General features: G+C 59.3%; 20 protein-coding genes. 15 read left to right on the forward strand and 5 right to left on the reverse strand.

Annotated features, from left to right (window positions below; translation table 11 throughout):
• Nucleotides 1-2: 2 nt before the first annotated feature.
• From AC790_RS03835 to AC790_RS03845, 3 genes are read left to right on the forward strand one after another with little or no spacing between them, the layout of a single operon-like run.
• Complete coding sequence (locus tag AC790_RS03835) at nt 3-1169, forward strand: ABC transporter permease (RefSeq protein WP_049850954.1); 1167 nt, start codon at nt 3-5, stop codon at nt 1167-1169.
• The gene (locus AC790_RS03840) at nt 1162-2097 is read left to right on the forward strand and encodes an ABC transporter ATP-binding protein (protein ID WP_049850955.1); all 936 of its coding nucleotides are present in this window, start codon (nt 1162-1164) and stop codon (nt 2095-2097) included. The genes AC790_RS03835 and AC790_RS03840 overlap by 8 nt, the downstream gene beginning before the upstream one ends.
• Entirely contained in the window at nt 2097-2828 is a 732-nt protein-coding gene (locus tag AC790_RS03845; protein ID WP_007887823.1) for an ABC transporter permease, read from the forward strand. Before AC790_RS03840 ends, AC790_RS03845 begins: the two co-directional genes overlap by 1 nt.
• Before the next feature lie 170 nt (nt 2829-2998).
• Here the strand turns inward: AC790_RS03845 and AC790_RS03850 are convergent, their stop codons facing one another.
• Nucleotides 2999-3733 carry a MerR family transcriptional regulator gene (locus tag AC790_RS03850; RefSeq protein WP_007887821.1) on the reverse strand — a complete coding sequence of 245 codons (735 nt, stop codon included), beginning with the start codon at nt 3731-3733 and terminating at the stop codon, nt 2999-3001.
• Nucleotides 3734-3884: 151 nt separating this feature from the next.
• On the opposite strand from AC790_RS03850, the gene AC790_RS03855 reads away from it, so the two are divergent.
• Together AC790_RS03855 and AC790_RS03860 are read left to right on the forward strand one after the other, a co-directional pair.
• Complete coding sequence (locus AC790_RS03855) at nt 3885-4448, forward strand: helix-turn-helix domain-containing protein (protein WP_007887818.1); 564 nt, start codon at nt 3885-3887, stop codon at nt 4446-4448.
• Complete coding sequence (locus AC790_RS03860) at nt 4445-4963, forward strand: GNAT family N-acetyltransferase (RefSeq protein WP_007887816.1); 519 nt, start codon at nt 4445-4447, stop codon at nt 4961-4963. Before AC790_RS03855 ends, AC790_RS03860 begins: the two co-directional genes overlap by 4 nt.
• Nucleotides 4964-5151: 188 nt before the next feature.
• Here the strand turns inward: AC790_RS03860 and AC790_RS03865 are convergent, their stop codons facing one another.
• Complete coding sequence (locus tag AC790_RS03865; protein ID WP_007887814.1) at nt 5152-6123, reverse strand: LysR family transcriptional regulator; 972 nt, start codon at nt 6121-6123, stop codon at nt 5152-5154.
• A gap of 156 nt (nt 6124-6279) precedes the next feature.
• Between AC790_RS03865 and argH the strand changes: the two genes are divergently transcribed.
• Genes argH through AC790_RS03900 form a run of 7 tightly spaced genes read left to right on the forward strand, consistent with a single transcriptional unit; the run spans nt 6280 to nt 13292 of the window.
• Nucleotides 6280-7707, forward strand: coding sequence for an argininosuccinate lyase (argH, locus tag AC790_RS03870; RefSeq protein ID WP_049850956.1), 1428 nt, complete (start codon nt 6280-6282; stop codon nt 7705-7707).
• Between the two features lie 10 nt (nt 7708-7717).
• Nucleotides 7718-8593: an amino acid ABC transporter permease gene (locus AC790_RS03875; RefSeq protein ID WP_007887802.1), complete on the forward strand. Its 876-nt coding sequence runs from the start codon at nt 7718-7720 to the stop codon at nt 8591-8593.
• Between the two features lie 13 nt (nt 8594-8606).
• Entirely contained in the window at nt 8607-9371 is a 765-nt protein-coding gene (locus AC790_RS03880; RefSeq protein WP_007887797.1) for an amino acid ABC transporter ATP-binding protein, read from the forward strand.
• Nucleotides 9372-9387: 16 nt separating this feature from the next.
• The gene (locus AC790_RS03885; RefSeq protein WP_049850957.1) at nt 9388-10209 is read left to right on the forward strand and encodes an ABC transporter substrate-binding protein; all 822 of its coding nucleotides are present in this window, start codon (nt 9388-9390) and stop codon (nt 10207-10209) included.
• Between the two features lie 12 nt (nt 10210-10221).
• Nucleotides 10222-11067: a polysaccharide deacetylase gene (locus AC790_RS03890; protein ID WP_007887795.1), complete on the forward strand. Its 846-nt coding sequence runs from the start codon at nt 10222-10224 to the stop codon at nt 11065-11067.
• The gene (locus tag AC790_RS03895; RefSeq protein ID WP_049850958.1) at nt 11060-11947 is read left to right on the forward strand and encodes a polysaccharide deacetylase; all 888 of its coding nucleotides are present in this window, start codon (nt 11060-11062) and stop codon (nt 11945-11947) included. Before AC790_RS03890 ends, AC790_RS03895 begins: the two co-directional genes overlap by 8 nt.
• Nucleotides 11931-13292: an MmgE/PrpD family protein gene (locus AC790_RS03900; protein WP_049850959.1), complete on the forward strand. Its 1362-nt coding sequence runs from the start codon at nt 11931-11933 to the stop codon at nt 13290-13292. Before AC790_RS03895 ends, AC790_RS03900 begins: the two co-directional genes overlap by 17 nt.
• A gap of 180 nt (nt 13293-13472) precedes the next feature.
• Here the strand turns inward: AC790_RS03900 and AC790_RS03905 are convergent, their stop codons facing one another.
• Together AC790_RS03905 and speB are read right to left on the reverse strand one after the other, a co-directional pair.
• The gene (locus tag AC790_RS03905; protein ID WP_049850960.1) at nt 13473-14558 is read right to left on the reverse strand and encodes an iron-containing alcohol dehydrogenase family protein; all 1086 of its coding nucleotides are present in this window, start codon (nt 14556-14558) and stop codon (nt 13473-13475) included.
• Nucleotides 14558-15514 carry an agmatinase gene (gene speB, locus AC790_RS03910; RefSeq protein WP_049850961.1) on the reverse strand — a complete coding sequence of 319 codons (957 nt, stop codon included), beginning with the start codon at nt 15512-15514 and terminating at the stop codon, nt 14558-14560. The genes AC790_RS03905 and speB overlap by 1 nt, the downstream gene beginning before the upstream one ends.
• 124 nt (nt 15515-15638) lie before the next feature.
• Between speB and AC790_RS03915 the strand changes: the two genes are divergently transcribed.
• Genes AC790_RS03915 through ybiB form a run of 3 tightly spaced genes read left to right on the forward strand, consistent with a single transcriptional unit; the run spans nt 15639 to nt 19755 of the window.
• The gene (locus AC790_RS03915) at nt 15639-16535 is read left to right on the forward strand and encodes a LysR family transcriptional regulator (RefSeq protein WP_007887790.1); all 897 of its coding nucleotides are present in this window, start codon (nt 15639-15641) and stop codon (nt 16533-16535) included.
• Nucleotides 16536-16589: 54 nt separating this feature from the next.
• A complete protein-coding gene (gene dinG, locus AC790_RS03920; RefSeq protein ID WP_049851212.1) occupies nt 16590-18734 on the forward strand; it encodes an ATP-dependent DNA helicase DinG in 2145 nt (714 codons plus the stop codon).
• A gap of 52 nt (nt 18735-18786) precedes the next feature.
• The gene (gene ybiB, locus AC790_RS03925; protein ID WP_049850962.1) at nt 18787-19755 is read left to right on the forward strand and encodes a DNA-binding protein YbiB; all 969 of its coding nucleotides are present in this window, start codon (nt 18787-18789) and stop codon (nt 19753-19755) included.
• Nucleotides 19756-19918: 163 nt separating this feature from the next.
• Here the strand turns inward: ybiB and AC790_RS03930 are convergent, their stop codons facing one another.
• Entirely contained in the window at nt 19919-21076 is a 1158-nt protein-coding gene (locus AC790_RS03930) for a M20 aminoacylase family protein (protein WP_049850963.1), read from the reverse strand.
• Nucleotides 21077-21941 lie beyond the last annotated feature (865 nt).

Genomic DNA, 21941 nt, shown 5'->3' on the forward strand with positions numbered 1-21941 from the left:
CAGTGTCGTCGTTGTTATTCAGACCCCGCCAGCAGCCGGTGCTGCTGGTGCTAATCACGCTTATCTCGCTGGCGCTGTTTGCCTTGCCGCTGCTGAGCTTCGCCGCTAATCGTCTGGTTTCCGGGCAGCCGCTGTTATTTTGGCAGATAGCGAATAGCGGGTTGCTGCTGATACCGCTGCTGTGGCTGTGGCAAGGATTATGGTGGCCTGCGCGGCGTATCAGCGCGGTCAGCTTGCTGCTGGCGGCCGACGTCATGCTGGCGTTGCTTATCTGGCTCGCCGGGCAACAGGCGACGGCGTTGGCGAACAGCGGTAGTCCGCTGGCGCGCACTGCGTTTGGCAGCGGCTTATGGTGCGCCGCGGCTCTGTCGCTGCTGCTGGCGGCCGAAGCGGTACGGCAAATCACGGCCAGCACACCGTGGCGCATTGTGCTCAACCTGCAAATCTGGCTGTTGCCGCTGCTGCTGCTACTCAGCGGTCACCTCGATCGTCTCTCGTTATTGAAAGAGTATGCCAACCGCACGGCAGTGTTCGACGCGGCCTTCAACCAGCATCTGTGGCTGCTCGGCGGTACGCTGTTGCCGACGCTGCTGATCGGCTTGCCGCTCGGCCTGGCGATTGCGCGTCGTCAACGCTGGCAGAACGCTGCGTTTAGCGTGCTGAACCTGATTCAAACCGTGCCGTCGGTGGCGCTGTTTGGCTTACTGATTGCGCCGCTGGCCGGTTTGGTCGCGCATTTCCCGGTGCTGGCGCGCTGGGGCATTAGCGGCATCGGCATTGCACCCGCGCTGATTGCCCTGGTGCTCTATGCGCTGCTGCCGCTGGTGCGCAGCGTGGTGGCCGGTTTGCAGCAGGTGCCGCAGGAAGTACGCGAAACCGCGCGCGGCATGGGCATGAGTGCGTGGCAGCAGTTCTGGCTGGCCGAGCTGCCGCTGGCGCTGCCGGTGTGGCTTTCTGGCTTGCGCGTGGTGGTGGTGCAAACCGTTGGCCTGGCGGTGGTCGCCGCCTTGATTGGCGCGGGTGGATTTGGTGCCATTGTTTTTCAGGGATTGCTGAGCAGCGCGCTCGATCTGGTGCTGCTGGGCGTGATTCCGGTGGTGGCGCTGGCGGTGATTTTTGATGCACTGCTGCGTTTACTGTCGGCACTGCTGGAGAGACGTCATGATTGAATTTCATCAGGTGAGCAAAGTGTTTGCCGGGAAAGAGGCGATACGCAACCTGTCGCTAAAGATTGAGAAGGGCAGTTTTACCGTTCTGATTGGTACCTCGGGTTCCGGCAAATCCACCACGCTGAAGATGATCAACCGGCTGGTCGAGCACGACAGCGGTGAAATTCGTTTTGCCGGTGAACCGATTGAGCGCATGGATGCCCGCGCGCTGCGCCGCCGCATCGGTTACGCCATTCAGTCGATTGGCCTGTTCCCGCACTGGAACGTGGCGAAAAACATCGGCACCGTGCCGTCGCTGCTGGGCTGGCCGCAGGCGAGGATCAATCAGCGCGTCGACGAGCTGCTGGCGCTGCTTAATCTTGATAGCCACCTGGTATCGCGCATGCCGCATCAGCTTTCGGGTGGACAGCAGCAGCGTGTCGGCGTGGCGCGCGCGCTGGCGGCCGATCCGGAACTGCTGCTGATGGATGAACCGTTTGGCGCGCTCGATCCGGTCAATCGCCTGGCGCTGCAGCACGAGATGCTGCGCATCCAGAAAATGACCGGGCGCACCGTGGTGCTGGTCACGCATGACATCGACGAAGCGCTCACGCTGGCCGATCAATTGGTGCTGATGGATGGCGGTGAAATTGTGCAGCAGGGCAGGCCGATTGATTTGCTTACGCAGCCGGTGAATGACTTTGCGCGCGAATTCTTTGGTCGCAGCGAGCTTGGCGTACGTTTGCTGGCACTGGGTCGCGCCGGCAGTGCGGCACGGCGCGGCGAATGGCTCGATGCGGAACCGATCGCCGAATCACTCACGCTGCGTGAAGCGCTGTCGCAGTTTATTGCGCGCCGCACCGATAAACTCCCGGTGGTTGATCAGCAGCAACAGCCGCTGGGCGTGCTGCACTTTAGCGATCTGCTGCGCCAGCAGGAGGCGAGCTGATGCGGCTGTTACGCGATCCACTCTACTGGCTGCTGGCGGCCTTTTTGCTGCTGCTGTGGGGATTGCCGCACAGCGGCCCGCTGTTTGCGCACTGGTTTCCGCAGCTTGAGCGGCCGCTCTATCAGCAGGAGAGTTTCTGGCGCCTGGCGCTGGCGCATCTGGCGCTGGTGGTAAGCGGTAGCCTGCTGGCAGTGGTAGTCGGCGTGGGCTGTGCGGTGTTTGCCACGCGGCAGGCCGGGCGCGCGTTTCGTCCATTACTGGAAACGGTAGCTGCGGCAGGGCAGACGTTTCCGCCGGTGGCGGTGCTGGCGATAGCGGTGCCGGTAATGGGATTTGGCGCGACGCCCGCCATCATGGCGCTGTTTCTCTACGCGCTGCTGCCGATTCTGCAGGGTACGCTGGCGGGTTTAGATAGCGTGCCGGCCAGCAATCGTGAAATAGCCGTTGGCCTCGGCATGGGACCGTGGCGGCGTTTATGGCAGATTGAGCTGGCGCTGGCCGCGCCGGTGATCATGGCCGGGGTGCGAACATCGGTGATGATCAGTATTGGTACCGCCACCATTGCGTCTACCGTGGGCGCAGAAAGCCTCGGCTCGCCGGTGATCATCGGATTGAGCGGTTTTAACACCGCTTATGTCATTCAGGGGGCACTGCTGGTGGCGCTGCTGGCGTTGATTTGCGATCGTCTGTTAGAGCGGGTGCAACGCAAACTTAGTTGGTATGCACAATAAGGCTGTAGCCGACCAGCATCATGCCGCCCATGCCGCCAAGCGCCATGATGGCGAACAGGGAACCGATAAGGAGTTTATTCCAGTTCATAAGGAGACCTGAGAAAAGAAATTTAGGGCGGCATCATAACGCGCACACTCCGCCAGGCAAAGGCCGTGTGTGCGATTTTTGCTTATGCGGGATCGTGCAGATGAATCGCAAAACCTTGGGCCTGCCAGTGTTCAAACTGCTCTTGCTGACGGCGCGTCGGTTTTTTACCGGTCCAGATAAACAGGTTTTGCCCAGGGAACAGTTCAGGACGCGGCATGTCCAGCGGCTCCGCCAGCACATCCATGCGCCAGCCCTGCTGCGCTAAGCGCCAGGCTTCCAGCCAGATGCGGGTGCGATCTTCCACCGCCCAGCCAATCATCAGTGCATCTTTACCGGCTTTCTTACGCGCGCCTGCCAGGCAAAACGCCACATAATCGATCAATGCGCCATCCAGCAGGCTGCACATGGTGCGGGCGGTGTTCTGATCTAAGCCCAGACGCTGGCGAACCGGCACAAACACATGATCGATTAGCGCATCCACCGGATGTTCCCGGCCAATAGTGGCAATTTTGGTGCGTAATTTAGCCGGGCGCACGTGGCGCAGCACGCTCATCAACTCTTCCTGCAGTGCCGACCAGCCGTCGTGCACATTGACGGTGGCGCCTTCCAGCAACGCTTTCACTTTGCCAACGGGCACGCCGCTCTCTATCCAGCGTTTTATCTCTTCGATACGCTGAACATCTTCATCATCAAATTGCCGATGACCACCTTCGGTGCGCTGCGGCTTTAACAGACCGTAACGTCGCTGCCATGCGCGAAGCGTTACTGGGTTGATTCCACAGCGTTCGGCTACGTCCCCGATACTGTATAAGGCCATAAAGTCCTCAAAAATTCTGACCTGCATAACAACACCTTAACCCCCACGACTGGGTTGTACAACGATTTTTTAGTTGTACAACTTGACCTTGTTGAGGATTCGTAGTGTTATCTCATATATGAGATTTAATTCCCATAATTGAGAGGTGAAGATGTCTGCTTCGGAAACTGACGATCGCTTAGCGTCAAGACTGGCCGAACTGCGCGTGCAGCGCGGTTGGTCATTAGATGAATTGGCGATGGCGACCGGCATCAGTCGGGCTTCATTGTCGCGAATTGAGCGCGCTGAAACCAGCCCGACAGCCGCTTTGCTTAATCGGCTGTGTGTCGCTTACGGTTTGACCATGTCACGCCTGCTCAGCGAGGTGGAAGAGGAGGCGGCGCTGTTGCTGAAAGCGGAGCAGCAGCCGGTGTGGCATGATGCCGCCAGCGGTTTTCAGCGCCGCAACGTGTCGCCGCCCGCCAGCCATTTTAAAGCGGAGCTGGTGGAGGGCGTGCTGCGTCCTGGCGCGCGCATCGATTACGATGCACCGCCGGTGCAGGGGCTGGAGCAGCATATCTGGCTGCAATCGGGCGAGCTGACAATCTTGATGGATGACCAGCGCTGGACGCTGCAGGCGGGCGATTGCTTGCGCTTTCATCTCACCGGCAAATCCGCCTTCGAGGCCCACGCCGAAGGCGGCGCGCGCTACATTTTGGTGGTATGCAAACCATGATTGAGATCGAACCTCTCAGCGCCACCCAGGCGCAACCGCTGCTGGCGGCGTTAAGTGATGTGCTGCAGGGCTGCGTAGCCGACGGTGCCAGCGTGGGCTTTATTGATGCTAGAGATCGCGCGGCGATTGAGCATTTCTGGCAGGACAAAATTTACAGCCTGGCGAGCGGCGACAACCAACTGCTGGTGGCGTATCAGCAGGGCGTGATTGTGGCGACGGTGATGGTGGGGTTCAGCGCGATGCCGAATGGTCGCCACCGTGCTGAGATCAGCAAGCTGCTGGTGCATCCGCGCGCGCGCCGTCAGGGCATTGCCCGCCGCCTGATGCAACAAGCCGAACAGCTGGCGCAGCAGCAGGGCAAAAGTTTGCTGGTACTGGACACACGCAGCGGTGACGTGGCGACGGCGTTGTATTTGTCGATGGATTGGCAGATTGCCGGGGCGATTCCGCAGTATGCGGAGTCGACTGAAGGTGTGCTGGATGCGACCACGGTGATGTATAAGGTGTTGCGCTGAGATTGTGCTCGCTGTCCCCCTCCTAAGTTTGTGCTCGCAGTCCCCCTCCTCGGTCCTCCCCCACGAGTGGGGGAGGAAGATGCTGCTATATGTTAGTTCTGAAGTTGCATGTGGCAGCGTCTCCTTCCCCCACTCGTGGGGGAAGGCCGGGATGGGGGACAGCGAGCACCAACCCAAAATGCACCAACTCAGTGCGCCGCTTCCGCCTCGGCTATCCCCAGCGCCTGCATAAAAAGCTTAATAATCGGATTTATTTTGCGCCCCTTTTTCATCAGCAGACAAAACGGGTTTTCGCGACGAATTGAATCATCACCCAATTCGCATAGCTGACCGCGCGCAATAAACGCGGCGGCATAATGCTCCGGTAAATAACCAATAAAATGGCCGGTTAAAATCAGCATAGCCACCGATTCCACCTGTACCGCTTGTACACCACTCTCCTGCAAGGGAATGATGCGACGATCGTCGCGTGGCGTCACATATAAATGATTAATGATTTTCTGCTCACGTAATGTCTCCAGCGATATACTCTTATCGCGCGAGCCTGAATATAAAGGGTGTGACATAGAGCAATATAATTTTGAATATTCCTTATAAAGCGGGAAGTAATCAAAATCACTTTTCATTTCATAAACCGGCGCCACCCCACAATGAAAACGACCTTCGCTGATGCCGCGTTCAATATCGTCTAATTGGGCGGTTTGTAATCGAATTTGTACCTTTGGCGCTTTCTGGTGCAGCTGTTGCACCGCGGCGGTGACCGGCGATTGCGGGTCAGAAATGGTGTTGTCTACCACGCAAATGGCGATATCACCCAGCAGCTCGTTGCGACTGTTGTGCAGCCGCTCACGAAACAGATTCAGCGACACAAACAGCTCCAGCGTGGCCTGATAGACGTTAATGCCATATTGCGTCAGCTCAAAACCTTCACGCCCACGGCTGCATAACGTCATGCCGAGCCGAATTTCCAGATCGGAAACCTGTTTACTGATTGCTGCCAGACCAATATTCAATTCGTGACTGGCGGCGGTTAATCCGCCGGCTTCTACCACGCATTTAAATACCCGCAGTAATTTTAAATCGATATTACTCAGTGCCAGAACCGCATTATCGCTGCGATTATTTGCATTGTTTCCGGACTGGGAAACTTTACTTTCCATTTTTGCTATTCAACTCCGGAATAATTGCGGTGATTGTACAGTGAACCTGAAATGCGCGGTATTTACTAGTTTGTTCATAAAATAAGTTTTTATTATCGCTAGTGGCGCATTCATCTCTTTTTCGTATCGCTGAAATTATCTGTGAGGGGAAATAGCATGTCTGATAATGCCGAACTGTTATGGGGCGCGCGTTTTAAAGCGGCACCGGCGGCGAGTTTAACCGCGCTGTCTCGTAGCCCGGATTATTACTTTGCATTAGCACCTTACGATCTGGCGGGCTGCCGGGCGCATGCCCGTGAACTGGCGCGCGGCGATCTGCTAAGCGCAGAAGAACTCAGCACCATGCTGGCGGCGATTGATGCGCTGGACGCCGATTATCGTGCCGGTCAACTGCATCCCATTGCTGCCGATGAAGATGTGCACACCTTTATCGAACGTGCGCTGACCGAACGCTTAGGCCCGCTGGGCGGCAAGCTGCGCGCCGGACGTTCGCGTAACGATCAAACCGTTAACGACCTGCGTCTTTACCTGCGTGACAACGGCCGCAAAGTCGCCCGCGCGCTGCTGGAATTACAGCAGGCGCTGGTGGAGCAGGCGGCGCAGCACACCGAAAGCGTCGCGCCCGGTTTCACCCATTTACAGCAGGCGCAGCCGATTGTGTTCGGGCATCAGCTGCTGGCGCATGCGCAATCCTTCGCTCGCGATATTGAACGCATGCAGGATTGGGATCGCCGCAGCGCGCGCTGTCCGCTCGGTGCCGCCGCCATGGCCGGATCCGCGATTGCGCGCCAGCCGGAGCAAGCCGCTACCGATCTCGCTTATCTCGCGCCGTGCGAGAACTCCATCGACGCCGTTGCCAGCCGCGATTACGCCGCCGAATTTCTGTTTGTCACCAGCATGATTGGCATCAACCTGTCGCGTTTATGCGAAGAGGTGTGCATGTGGGCCTCGCGCCAGTTCCGCTGGGTCGAGCTGCACGACAGCTACGCTACCGGCAGCTCAATCATGCCGCAGAAGAAAAATCCGGATATCGCCGAGCTGACGCGCGGTCGCTCTGGCCGCCTGGTCGGCAACCTGATGGCGCTGCTCACCACCATGAAAGCAATGCCGCTCTCCTACAACCGCGATCTCAGCGACGACAAACGCAACGTGATTGATGCGGTCGATACGCTGCTGCTGGTGCTGCCGGCAATGGCGGGGATGATGGCGACGCTGAAATTCAATACCGAGGTGATGCGCGAGCAGGCACCTGACGGTTTCACGCTGGCCACCGAAGTGGCCGACTGGCTGGCGATGCGCGGCGTGCCGTTCCGTGAGGCGCATGAGATCACCGGCCAGCTGGTGCAATTGTGCGAGCGTGAAAACTGCGGCCTGTCAGATCTCAGTGATGCACAGCTGCAGGCGGTGGATGCGCGCTTAACGCCAGAAGTGCGCAGTGCCCTGACGCTGGAAGCCGCACTGGCGGCGCGCAGCGGTTACGGCGGCACCGCGCCGGCACGGGTGCGTGAGCAATTGGCGCGTCTGCAAACCCTGATGCAGGACCAGCAGCACTGGACCGAAGATTACGCTGGCCCGCGCGCCTGAGGAGGCTTTTATGTCGTCAACGCCGATTGAGCCGAGTTTAAACAACAGCCGCGAGCAGACGCATTACGATCTCGATCGTTATCAGGTGGTGCCGCGCCGCTATTACGGGCGCATTACCGCATCCGCAGTGATTCTTATCCTGCTGGCCTTGCTGGTGAATGCCTTTGCCCACGGCAACATTGAGTGGTCCTTCGTTGGCCAGTTCTTTACCGCGCAGGCGATTCTTAACGGCGTGGTGAATACGCTAATCATGTCAGTGCTGGCGATGGGGCTTGGCATCCTGTTCGGCGTGATCACCGCCATCATGTACATGTCGCCAAACCCGGTGCTGCACTACATCGCCGTGGGTTACGCGTGGATCTTCCGCGGCACGCCGCTGATTTTGCAACTGCTGCTGTGGTTTAACCTCGCGCTGGTGTTCCCGACCATCAGCATTCCCGGCCTGTTCAGCGTGCAAACCGTCAGCTTTATGACGCCGTTCCTTGCCGCGCTGCTCGGTTTGAGCATCAATCAGGGCGCCTATACCTCGGAAGTGGTGCGTGCAGGTTTGCTGTCGGTGGATACCGGACAGTACGAAGCAGCGAAAGCCATCGGCATGCCACGGCTGCAGGCGCTGCATCGCATCATTCTGCCGCAGGCGATGCGCGTGATTCTGCCGCCGGTCGGCAATGAGTTTATCAGCATGATCAAAACCACCAGCCTCGCCAGCATGATTCAGTACTCCGAACTGCTCTACAACACGCAAACCATCTACTTCGCCAACGCGCGCGTGATGGAGCTGCTGTTCGTGGCGGGCATCTGGTACCTGATTGTGGTCACGCTGCTGTCCTTTGGGCAGAGCCGACTGGAACGTTACTTCTCACGCGGCCATCGTCAGCGTCAGTAAGCAGGAGCCAAACATGAGAAACATCGTGCGCGCCGTCAAGGTGAACAAATATTTCGACCAGTTCCACGCCCTAAAGGATGTCAGCCTGGAAGTGAACTACGGCGAGGTGATGTGCATCCTCGGGCCGTCCGGTTCCGGCAAAAGCACCTTTTTACGCTGCATTAATCAGCTGGAGAAGGTCGATAAAGGCGGGATTTGGGTCGACAACGAACTGGCAGGCTATCGCATCGCCGGCAATAAATTGCATGCCTTAAGCGACAAGCAGATTGCGCGTCAGCGTCTGCAAACCGGCATGGTTTTCCAGCGCTTCAATCTGTTCCCGCATAAAACCGCGCTGGAGAACATCATTGAAGGGCCGTGTCGCGTCATGCTGCGTCCGAAGCGAGAAGCCTGTGAAGAGGCGATGGCGCTGCTGGATCGCGTTGGCATGGCGCATAAAGCGCACGACTATCCGCAGTCGCTCTCCGGCGGCCAGCAGCAGCGCGTGGCGATTGCCCGCGCGCTGGCGATGAAACCCAAACTGATGCTGTTTGACGAACCCACTTCGGCGCTGGATCCGGAGATGGTGGGCGAAGTGCTGGCGGTGATGCGCCAGCTGGCAAAAGAGGGCACCACCATGCTGGTGGTCACCCACGAAATGGGCTTTGCCCGCGAGGTGGCCAATCAGGTGGTGTTTATGGACGAGGGACGCATTATCGAGCAGGGCGCACCGGAAGACATTCTGCTGAACCCGCAAAATCCACGGATGAAAAACTTTATTAACGCGATTCTTCTTTAACGTGACCGGGGTGAATATGAAAAAGCTGTTATTGAGTGCCATCAGTGCCGCCGTGCTGCTGCAATCGTCTGCCTGGGCAGATATCGCCGTGCCTGCCGCCATCAAAGAGAAAGGGCTGACGGTCGCGATCATGCCGAACTATCCGCCGATGGATTTCAAAGATCCGGCGACTAACCAGCTGACCGGAGTGGATTACGATCTCGGCCAGGCGATTGGTGAAAAGCTGGGCGTGAAGATCAACTGGCAGGAGATCGCCTTCGAGCAGATGGTGAACGCGGTAGTGACCAAGCGTGTTGATCTGGTGATGTCCGGCATGACTGACACCAAAGAGCGTCAGCAGGTGGTGAATTTTATCGACTACTTCAAAACCGGCCCGCAGTTCTACACCCAATCCGCGCGCAGCGATATCAACAGCGCCATGGACCTGTGCGGTAAGAAAGTCGGCACCAGCCGTCGCACCACCTTCCCGCTGGAGATTGCCAAATGGTCCAAAGCGCACTGTGAAGCGGCTGGCAAGCCCGCCATCATCGTGGTCGGCGCCGAAGGCACCGCCGATGCGCGCACCCAGCTGCGTCAGAACCGTCTGGATGGCGTGGTGCAGGGCAGCGAAACCCTGCCGTACATCATGGATCTGGAAAAGGGTAAATATAAGCCACTCGATAAAGCCTTCTCCTTCCAGTACACCGGCATGGCGATTGGTAAAGATGCGACGGAGCTGACCACCGCAGTGCAGGCCGCTATCGACGCGATGATTGCTGACGGTTCATACCAGAAAATCCTCGGCAAATGGGGCCTGGCCGACAACGGCGTAACGAAAGCAACGGTCAACCAGGGCTAAAGGAGCGCGCAGATGCAACAACCGGGCGCAGTGCGCTGGCCGCAGGGTAAACGCGGCTGCATGGCGCTGGCGTTTGACCTCGACGGTCCTACCGGCGATGCCATGCTGAATGGCAGCCTGTGGTCAACGCCAGAGTATTTTACCTTTGGGGCCTACGGGCCGTACCGCGCGCTCGGGCGTCTGCTCGACCTGCTGCGCGCCTTCCAGATTCCCGCCACCTTTTTCGTTCCGGCGTGGGTAGTGGAGCAGTGGCCGCAGCAGTGTCAGGCGATTATTGAACAGGGCCACGAAGTGGCCTATCACGGCTATCGCCACGAATCGTTCTGGTCGATTTCGCCGGATGAACAGCGCGCGGTGATGGCGAAATCCGCTGAGATCTTTAAGCACTATCTTGGCATCACCGCCTGCGGTTTTCGTACGCCGTCGGGCGACTGGCATGCCGAAACGCCGCAGATTCTGCGCGACGCGGGCGTGATTTACTCCAGCAGCATGCGCGGTGACGATCGCCCCTACAGCATTCCAGTGGCGGGCCATACGCCACTGGTAGAGATTCCCGGCAAGTGGGAGATGGACGATTACGCTTCACTGGCCTACACGCGCCAGCCTGATTTCCCGAAAGGCGGTGACCGTATCGCCAGCTATGCGCACACGCGTGATAACTGGCAGCGCGAGTTCGATGGCGCGATGGATGAAGGCTTGTGCCTCACCACGCTGTTCCACCCGAAAATCTCCGGGCAGCCGGGACGGCTTTTGCTGCTCGAACAGCTGTTTGAACATATGACGGCGCGCGATGACGTGTGGTTTGCGCGCTGCGACGCGGTGGCGCAGTGGTATTTGCAGGAGCAACAGCATGACTGAACCTTCACGCTGGCCGCTGGGCTTCCAGTCGGCGGCGATCCTCACTATCGATTTCAACGATATTCACGGCATTCTCACTCAGGCTCCGGCGGTGGCGGGGCGCGATAAAACGCTGTCGGTGTGGCGCTACGGCACGCTGCGCGGCGTCGATCGCGTGCTGGCGCTGCTGGCGGAAAAGCAGCTCAAAGCAACCTGGTGCATGCCTGCGATTGTCGCCGAAGAGCAGCCAGAATTAGTGCAGCGCATGGTGGCGGATGGCCATGAAATCGCCTGTAGCGGCGATGTGCATGAAGATTTCTCGGCTTTGACGCTGGAGCAGCAGATCGCCAGCGTGACGCGCGGCTGCGACAAACTGGCGCAGGTCGCCGGTCGCAATATCGTCGGCTTCCGCACACCCGCCGGACAGTGGAAACCGGAGCTGGCGCAGGCGCTGGTTGAGTGCGGCATTCGCTGGTCATCAAGCTGGCGCGGCGACGATTTGCCGTACTTCCATCCCGGCACGCGCTTAGTTGAGCTGCCGATGCACTACACGCTAGAAGATGAGCCGTACTTTGCTTTTAATCTCAGCCCGGCGATCCCGCCAGGCCAATCGCGCATCGCGCCCTATGGCGAAACGCTGGCGAACATGACGCTGGATTTCCACGGTTTCCACCGCTTTGGTCTGTGCTATTTGCTGCGGCTGCATCCGGAAATTATCGGCACCGCCGGACGCATTGGCCTGCTGCGTTCACTGCTCGACACGCTGCAACAGCACAACGTGTGGATCGCCACCGCTGAGCAGGTGGCGGCACACTGGCAGACGCAGCCGGAGAATGATTTCTCGCATCCGGCGGAGGTGTTTAGCCGCATCATCGGAGGTGTGCATGGCGAGCACGCTTGATCAACTGGCGGCTTTTATCGCCGAGAGCCACTTCGCACAACTGCCGCAGCCGCTGGTGGAGCAGGCGAAACGTCATCTGCTGGATACGCTCGGCGCCTCGCTGGCGGGCTGCGATAGCCCGATCTGGCGCGAGTGTCTGGCGCTGGTTAATGCAGAGGGCGGGCACGCACAGGCGCAGGTATGGGGCAGCGCGCAGCAGGTTAATGCGCGTCAGGCGGCATGGCTGAACGGCGTGGCGGCGCACATGTATGAACTCGATGATACCGGCGGCTGCGATCACTCCGGTGCGGTGGTGATCCCGGCGCTGCTGGCGGCGCTGCCGCTGGCGACGCAGCCGGTGGACGGTCAGGCGCTGATCGTCGCGATGGTGATTGGCTATGACATCGGTCGTCGGGTATTAGAAGCCTGTGGTGGTTACTCCGCCCACAACGGTGCGGGCTGGCACTCCACCGCCAGCTGCGGCGTGTTTGGTGCGGCAGCGGCGGTCTGCTCGTTGCTGCAACTGGATCGCGCGCAGTGCGCGTCGGCGCTGGGGATTGCCGCCAGCTTCAGCGGCGGTTTATGGGGCTTTATCCACGACGGCTCGCACACCAAAAAACTGCATGCCGCACGCGCCGCAGAAGGCGGCGTGCAGGCCGCGCTGCTGGCACAGCGCGGTATCAACGGGCCTGCTGCAGTATTCGAAGAGCGTTGGGGCGGTTTCCTGCAGACCTTAGCGCCACAGACGCAGCAGCCGCAGGCGCTGACGGCGGATCTGGGCGCGGTGTGGAAGCTGGCGCGCTGCTCAATCAAGCCGTACGCATCCTGCCGTGGCACCCACGCGGCGATTGATGCGCTGAGTAGGTTACTGCAGCAGCATGATGTGCGGGTAGAGCAGATTGCGCGCATTGTGGTGGGCGTTAATCCGTTCCTGCTGGAGATGTGTGGTGGACGCGAGCTGCGCAGTCTGGCGGCGGCGCAGATGAGTTTGCCCTATGCGCTGGCGGCGCGCGCGCTGTATGGCTCAGCCGAGCTGGCGAGCTATGAGGACGCTAAACGTCTGCATCCAGCGGTGGAAGCGCTGCTGGCGCGCATTGTGCTGGTGATCGATGAGCAGCAGAGCCGCGACGATGAACCGTGGGTGCGGCTGGAAACCGTGCAGGGCGCGCAGTGGCAGCAGCACGTGCCGGTGCCGTCGGGCGCGCCGACTAATCCGTTAAGTCTTGAGGCGCTGCTGGCGAAGTACCGCAGTCTGGCATTGCGCGTGCTGCCGCTGGAGCAGGTCGAACGGCTAGAAGCGATCTGTCTGGAGTTAGAGGAAGTGGCCGACGTGCGCGAAGTGGTGGGGCTGTTGGCGGTTAGGTGATTTTATTGTGCTCGTTGTCCCCCATCCCGGCCTTCCCCCATAAATGGGGGAAGGAGACGCTGCCACATGCAGCTTCAGAACGAACATATGGCAGCATCTTCCTCCCCCATAAATGGGGGAGGACCGAGGAGGGGGACAGCGAGCACATTCAAACCACAGCGAGCACATTCAAACCATAAACTAAACCCTGCCCGCCAACCCCTCAATCCGCTCAATCGCCGCCAGTAAACGCGCTTCTGTCACCGCTTCGGCCATATTCGCCATATCCGGCGCGTGCACCGATTCACGCACAATCAGCGCCAGCTCACTCGCCGCTAAATCGGCAATTTCGCGCAGCGTCAGCGGTACGCCGCAGTCGCGCGCCAGGCGCATCTCATCCAGCACTTCCTCATCCGTGCGGTTCTCCAGCGCCAGCAAGCACAGGTTGCCGAAGCCGACCAGCAAGCCGTGGCCAAATTCGCGGGTTTTATCGCAGAAGGTAAAGCCTTCATAAATCGCATGTGAAGCCGCAGCATGCGCGCCGTTGCTCATCAGCGAGGTCAATCCGGCCCAGGTAAAAATCGCATCGAGCACCTGATCGAGCGACGCGCTACTCTCACCGCGCAGCACCGCGGCATAGGCTGCCGGGCCGTGTTCGGCAATCACGTCATAACAGATCCGGCTATGCGCCAGCGAAGAACGCGCATTGCCTTCGCGCGCGGGATGACGGGCGCTGACTGCGCGGAACTCGTACCACTTGGCCAGCGTATCGCCCAAGCCAGCCGCCAGCCAGCGCGCGGGCGCGTTGGCCAGCAGCTCACTATCAATAATCACCGCCGCCGGAGCCTGCGGCAGCGGGAAGATATCGAAGAAATTGCCGTTGTCGTCATAGCGAATACTCAGCGGCGTCACCGCCGAACAGGTGGCGGCGATGGTCGGCAGCGTCACCACCGGCAAGCCGAGCTGCGCGCCGACCGCTTTCACCGTATCCAGCGATTTACCGCCACCCACGCCAATCAGCACCTCGGCGTGCAACTCGCTGGCGATGGCGGCCAGACGATTGATGTGCGTGATCGACGTTTCGCCGCCAAACCACTCTTGTGCCAGCAGCGTGACGTTAGCGGCCAGCAGCTGCGCACGCACCTGGCTTTCCACGGCCTGCAACGCCTGATGGCCACCAATGAGCAGCGCACGCTGGCCGAGTCCGGCACAAATCGCGCCCAGTTGATTGATCACCCCAGCACCGCGTAGCACGCGTGCCGGGAACACCAGATTCTGTTGTGTCATCACTTGTTCTCTGTGTAACGGACGCCGGGCAACACGCACAGCATCTCATAAAGGATATTGGCCGCCAGCTGTGAGGTCATGCCGCTGATGTCATACGGCGGCGACACTTCCACCAGATCGCCGCCCACCAGGTTCAGCCCACGGCAGCCGCGCACGATCTCCAGCCCCTGCATCGAGGTCAAACCGCCCACTTCCGGCGTACCGGTACCGGGCGCCCAGGCGGGATCGAAGCTGTCGATGTCGTAAGAGAGATACACCGGGCCGTCGCCGATACGCGCGCGCACCTCGGCCATCAGCGGCGTCATCGAGCGATACCAGCACTGCTCGGCAGGCACCAGATGAAAGCCCTGATCGACGCCCCATTGAAAATCATCGGCGGCGTAACCCTGCGCACGTTGGCCAATCTGCACCACGCGCTGACAATCAAGCAGGCCTTCTTCCACCGCGCGGCGGAAGGTGGTGCCGTGCGCGATCTTCTCGCCAAACATCTCATCGTTGGTATCGGTATGCGCATCGATATGAATCAGGCCCATCGGCCCATGCTTCTTCGCCAGCGCGCGCAAAATTGGCAGCGTCAGCGTGTGATCGCCACCGAGCGTTAAGGGGATAATCGGCCAGTTATTCAGCTCGGTATAATAGCTTTCAATGATATCGACCGATTTCAGCAGGCTGTAGGTGTTGATCGGCACATCACCGAGATCGCCAACGCGCAGCGAATCAAACGGCGCCGCGCCGGTGGCCATGTTATACGGGCGAATCATCACCGAATCGGCGCGAATGGCGCGCGGCCCGTAGCGTGTGCCGCTGCGCTGCGAGGTGCCGATATCCAGCGGGATGCCGACAAAAGCCACATCTAAATCGGCCGGGGATTCCGCGGCGGGCAGACGCATCATGGTGCCGCGTCCGGCGAAACGAGGCATTTCATTACCGCCTTGCGGCTGAGGATAATCGGTCATCATGGGCTCCTGCGGCTAAGTGAAGCCCATCATTACCCGGTTGGCTGACGGGAAAAATCCTTGACAGCAGATAATCACTTCAGAGATTACTTAACTTTAGTCAGTAATCACTGAAGGAAAATCGGTGCAGACGCTTCCCAACCTTAAACTGCTGCAGGTGTTTGCCAGCGTGGTGGAAAATCAGGGCTATTCACGCGCGCAGCAGGCGCTGAACATGACCACGCCCGCCATCAGCGCCTACATGAGCGAGCTGGAAAGTCAGCTCGGTTTTATTCTGTGTCAGCGCGGGCGCGGCGGCTTTACGCTCACCAGCAAAGGCGAGCAGTTTTATCGCTACAGCCAGGAGATGCTGGCGACGCTGGCGGGCTGGCAGGAGCAGGTGGAAACGCTGAAAAGCGCGCAGGGTGGGACGTTCTCGCTGGGCGTGGTGGATGCCACCGTCACCGACAGCACGCTGGATCTGCCCGCCGCCATTGCCCGCTTCAACCAGCGCTTTCCGGCGGTGTTTTTTAACCTGAGCGTACGCGATCCCAATGAGCTGCAGCAGCAATTGCTGGAGGATCGGCTCGATTTGGCGATTGGCCACTTTCCGCTGCGTGCCAGCAATCTGGTGACCATCCCGCTGTATGAGGAGCAGCACTGGCTCTATTGCAGCCCGGAACATCCGTTGGCTGAGGGCCATCCAGATGTGCGTACCGTGCAGCAAACCGGCATGGTGACGCGACGTTACTGGAATCAACAGGAGCTGAACAAGCGCGGTTTCCGCCAGAGTAACGCGTCGGTGGAGAGTATTGAAGCGCAGCTGACGCTGATTCTCTCCGGCCGTTTTATCGGTTATCTGCCCGAACACTACGCGCGCAGCGGAGAACAGCAGGGCGCGCTGTGCCGCCTGCTGCCGCACCATTTCCACTTCCGCGCACCCTTCTCCTTTGCTTTTCGCCGCGGGCGCGCGCGTGAAACGCTGATCCGCGCGATGCGTGAAATTCTGAATCCAGCGCGAAAAAATAGCAGCGAAAGCTGACGCTGCGCCAATACTGTGTAAAAATACAGGCCAATTCAGCAAACAGTAATGAATATGGCCCTGACAGCAGCGATAAAAAGCCAGATTGCGCAATGGTATAAGGCGCTGCAGCAGCAGGTTCCTGACTTTATCCCGCGCGCGCCGCAGCGCCAGATGATTGCCGAAGTGGCGAAAAGTCTGGCCGGTGACGAAGGGCGCCATCTGGCGATTGAAGCGCCAACCGGCGTAGGAAAAACCCTCTCTTATCTGATTCCCGGCATTGCGGTGAGCCGCGCCGAGGAAAAACGGCTGGTGATCAGCACCGCCAATGTGGCGTTGCAGGATCAGATCTTCACGAAGGATCTGCCGCTGCTGAAGAAAATTATCCCCGATCTCACCTTTACTGCGGCCTTTGGCCGAGGACGCTATGTCTGCCCGCGTAACCTTGCGGCGCTGGCGGCTACCGAGGATCAGCAGGGCGATTTATTGCTCTATCTCGATGAAGAGGCGGTGAGCGGTTCCAAAGAGGAGCAGAAATTCTGCGCCAAACTGGAGAAACAACTCAGCAGCTACCGCTGGGATGGTTTGCGCGATCACACCGATGTCACCATCGACGATAGCCTGTGGAAGCGCCTCTCAACCGACAAAGCCAACTGCCTTGGCCATCACTGTCGCTGGTATCGCGAATGCCCGTTCTTTGTTGCGCGCCGCGAAATTGAGCAGGCGGATGTGGTGGTGGCGAACCATGCGTTGGTGATGGCGGCGATGGAGAATGAATCGGTGCTGCCGCCGGCAAAAAACCTGATGCTGGTGCTGGATGAAGGTCATCATTTGCCAGAAGTGGCACGCGATGCGCTGGAGATGAGTGCGGAAATCACGCCGGGCTGGAGCAGTTTGCAGCTCGATCTGTTCGTGCGGCTGGTAGAGACCATCATGGCGCAGTTTCGGCCAAAATCGCCGCCGCCGCTCACCAATCCGGAACGCCTCAAAGGTCACTGCGATGAAATGCGCGAGCTGCTGCAAATTCTCTGCGACGCCCTCAATCCGCTGCTGCCGAGCAACAATCAACCGGGCGAATTCCGCTTTGTGCTGGGCGAACTGCCAGAAGAGTTGATCAGCCTCTGCGCGCGGCTGTTTAAGCTCAGCGATGCGCTGCGCGGCTTGAGTGAAGGATTGCTCAACGAGCTCGGCGATCAAACCGGGAAAGCCGACATTATGCGGCTGCATAAAGCCATCATTCAGCTCAATCGCCATTTCGGCTGGTTCGAATCGATCAGCAAACTGTGGCGGCTGGCGGCGATGGAGAAAGCCTCGAATGCACCGGTATCGAAATGGATTACGCGTGAAATTCGTGAAGGGCAGGCGCATCTGCTGTTCCACTGCGCGGGCATTCGCGTTAGCGATCAGCTGGAAAAAATCCTGTGGCGCAAAATTCCGCATGTGGTGGTGACTTCCGCGACGCTGCGATCGCTGAACAGCTTTAACCGATTGCAGGAGATGTCTGGCCTGAGCGAAAAAGCGGGCGATCGTTTTGTGGCGCTGGATTCGCCGTTTAACCATATCGAACAGGGCAAACTGGTTATCCCGCAGATGCAGTTTGAGCCGCTGATGGCGCAGGAAGCGGAACACATCGCTGAGATGGCGCGCTTTTTCCGCCAGCAGATTGCCGAAGAGCAGCACAAAGGCGTGCTGGTGCTGTTCGCCAGCGGGCGCGCGATGCAGCAGTTTGTCAGCCACGTTACCGATCTGCGCCTGTCGATGCTGGTGCAGGGCGATCAACCGCGTTCGCGGCTGGTGGCGCTGCATCGGGAACGCGTCGAAGCCGGCAAAACCAGTATTTTAGTTGGGCTGCAATCGTTCGCCGAAGGGCTGGATTTGAAGGGCGATCTGCTGTCGCAGGTACATATCCATAAAATCGCTTTTCCGCCGGTGGACAGTCCGGTAATTTTGACCGAGGGCGAATGGCTGAAGAGCCTGAAACGTTATCCTTTCGAGGTGCAGAGCTTGCCGAGCGCCTCATTTACTCTGATTCAGCAGGTAGGACGTTTGATTCGCAGCCACAGCTGCTTTGGCGAAATCGTGATTTACGATCGCCGCCTGCTCAACAAAGCCTACGGCAGCCGACTGCTGGCCGCATTACCGGTGTTCCCGATTGAGCAACCGCCGATGCCGGAAGCCAGCGGTGAAAAAGCAAAAAAACGCCGCAGTAAGAAAACCTAATTATCAATGTTGGCAGCCGCATGGCGGCGCGCCCTGGAAGCGGGAATGCCTGATGGAACTGAACAAAATCATTAAAGAGATTGGGCGCGGTAAAAATCACGCGCGCGATATCGATTTCGACACCGCGCAGGCGTTGTACCGCGCGATGCTGGCGGGTGAAGTGCCGGAGCTGGAGCTGGGTGGCATCCTGATTGCGTTGCGTATCAAAGGCGAAGGCGAAGAGGAGATGCGTGGTTTTTATCACGCCATGCAGCAGCAGATGATGCAGCTGCAGGCACCTGCTAACCGCCCGATGCCGATTGTTATCCCCAGCTACAACGGCGCACGACGCCAGGGCAACCTGACGCCGCTGCTGGCGCTGCTGCTGGTGAAACTCGGCTTCCCGGTGCTGCTGCACGGCGTTAGCGATGATCCGACGCGCATCACCTCCGAAGCGGTGCTGGCGGCGCTGGACATCGCGCCGGTAACGTCTGCTGAACAGGCGCAGGCGAAGCTGGATAACGGCGAGCTGGCGTTTATCACCATCGACCACCTCTGTGCGCCGATGGCGAAACAGCTGTCGCTGCGCTGGCGCATGGGCGTGCGCAATAGCGCGCATACGCTGGCGAAGCTGGCCACGCCGTTTGCTGAGCGTGCGGCACTGCGCCTGGCCAGCGTGTCGCATCCGGAATATGTGCCGCGCGTGGGCAAATTCTTCCAGGATATTGATGCTCCGGCGATTCTGTTGAATGGCACGGAAGGTGAGGTGTACGCCAATCCGCAGCGCTGTCCGGCTATCAATTACATGCGCGGCGCGGGTAGCGAAGCGGAAGTGTGGGTTGAGCGCCAGCCGGAAGTGAGCGTGGAACTGCCGGAAAGCAAAAGCGCAGCGGATACCGCCGCGTGGATCAAGCAGGTGTTAGCCGGTGAACGCGCGGTGCCGCAGGCGCTGCGATTGCAGCTGGCATGCTGTTTGGTGGCGACCGGTGAATCGGCCAACCTGGCGGATGCGGAAGCGCGTTTGCAATTGGCAGAGATTTAAAGAATAAAGCCATTGAATTAAGCGCCTTACTTGTAGCATGCACAATCTGTAGCGGCGCGATTAATCGCGCTTTTCAATGGCGGTAATGTGCCCATCCAGATAATGCGCAATAAATTGCGCCGCTACGGTACGAGCAAACATCCGCCATGCATGGCGACCGCGATCAGGCTTTCGCCAGCACGCTCTCCACTAACTGCTGCCAGAAGGTAATGCCGATTGGCAGCAGCTCATCGTTAAAGTCGTAGTTGGCGTTATGCAGCGGTGCGGAAGGTGTCGCGCCATCGGCACCTAACCAGAAATAGGCGCCGGGACAGGCTTCCAGCATGCAGGCAAAATCTTCGGATGCCATGGAAGGGTTAACCTGCCAGTTGACCTGCGCTTCACCGAGCAGATCGACACCGACCGCGCGCACCTGTTCTGCCTGCTCGGCATGGTTGGCGGTGACCGGATAACCGGGATACCAGTGAATCTCGCCGCTAACGCCAAACGGGCGCGGCAAGGTAGTGACAAAATCCTCAATCAGACCGCGCACGCGATTACGTACGTCGGTCTGCAAACATCGCACTGTGCCGCGCAACACGATCTGCTCAGGAATGACGTTAATCGCTTCGCCGCCGTGAATCTGTGTCACGCTCACCACGGCGGAGGCCAGCGGCGACAGGCGACGCGATGGAATGGTTTGCAGCGCCAGAATCAGTTCCGCCGCCACAACCATCGGATCGGCACCGCTTTCCGGCATCGCCGCATGACAGCTTTTACCGTGCAGGGTAATTTCAAACGAATCGAGTGACGCCATCATCGCGTCTGGATTCACCGCCAGCGTTCCTACAGGCATCCCCGGCCAGTTGTGCATGGCGTAAACCGCATCCATCGGGAAGCGCTGGAACAGACCCTCATCCACCATCTTGCGTGCGCCACCGAGGTTCTCCTCAGCGGGCTGGAAGATAAAGTGGAGTGTGCCGCTGAAGTTACGCGTGGCGGCGAGCTGACAGGCTGCGGCCAGCAGAATGGCGGTGTGGCCATCGTGACCGCAGGCGTGCATGACGCCGGTTTTCTGTGACTTCCACTGCGGAGTGCCTTTTTCGGTAATCGGCAACGCGTCCATATCGGCACGCAGGCCAATAATCGGACCGGGACCGTTTTCTAATGTGCCAATGACGCCAGTGCCCGCCAGGCCACGAAACACCTGTAATCCGGCATCAGCCAGAACGTTAGCGACCAGCTCGCTGGTTTGCTGCTCCTGGTAACCCAGCTCAGGATGTTGATGTAACTGACGACGCCAGTGCAGGGCGTTTTCCAGCAGGACAGCAGGCAGGCTCATAAGGTAAGGCTCTCCATCAGCAGCAGTGGCTGCAAAATAATGTATTTACTGTAGTGGCAAGCGCATGGCGGCGTCTATCGTGGAGCGTAAGAATTTGGCTATAGGGTATAGCGGAATGGAATAAACAGGTTTAAAGAAACAGGTCGCCATGAATGGCGTAATGCTCGTCAGTTAAGCAGCGTACTGGCATCGCAGGGGTTCCGCCCGCTAAGCCTATGGCAGTTTCAGAATGTGTGAAGCCGGCGGCCGGGCTAAGGTTCGAAGGCGCGGACCTTAGCAATCCGCGCCTGCGCCGTCCTCGCTGTTCCCTCGCTTATCACTCCGGCCTGACGGACCGCGCGGATTCGCCATCCCTGGCTCATGCCGCGCTTTCGCCGACGTCCTGTCGGCTCATCCTGGCCGTCACTCTGCGCTCGGCGCTGCGGATAGCGCCCAACACCGTCGCCTGTCATTACCGTATCTGCTTTGAAATTTTGCAGGCTGAAGGTTCTGGGCTACCTGGTCGCCATGAATGGCGCCCCTACAGGCGTGACAGCGATGATGATTCAGTAATAGGCATTGCTGCTGCAGCGCGGGTGTTGAGGCGACATCCCAGCCCGCTGAGCGAGTGAGGGATTCCAGGGCGAGCCGCAGGGATGCGGCGAGAGGCGGCGCTGAGCAGGAGCGAATCGCCGCCGGTCCGTCAGGAATCGTGAAGGAGCGAAGGCACCGCGAAGCGGCGGGATGGGCTGGCGCAAGGCCCGGGAGCGAAGAGGGCGTGGCCAGACGCCCTCTTCTCGGTCGCCGCACAGCGTAGATGAAACTGCCTCAGCCGATGGCGAACGAAAGTCGCTCAGCGCTTAACTGATCGGCATTACGCCATGAA

This window comes from Pantoea sp. RIT-PI-b (assembly GCF_001187905.1).
In the GTDB taxonomy this organism is placed as follows: Bacteria; Pseudomonadota; Gammaproteobacteria; order Enterobacterales; family Enterobacteriaceae; genus Pantoea; species Pantoea nemavictus.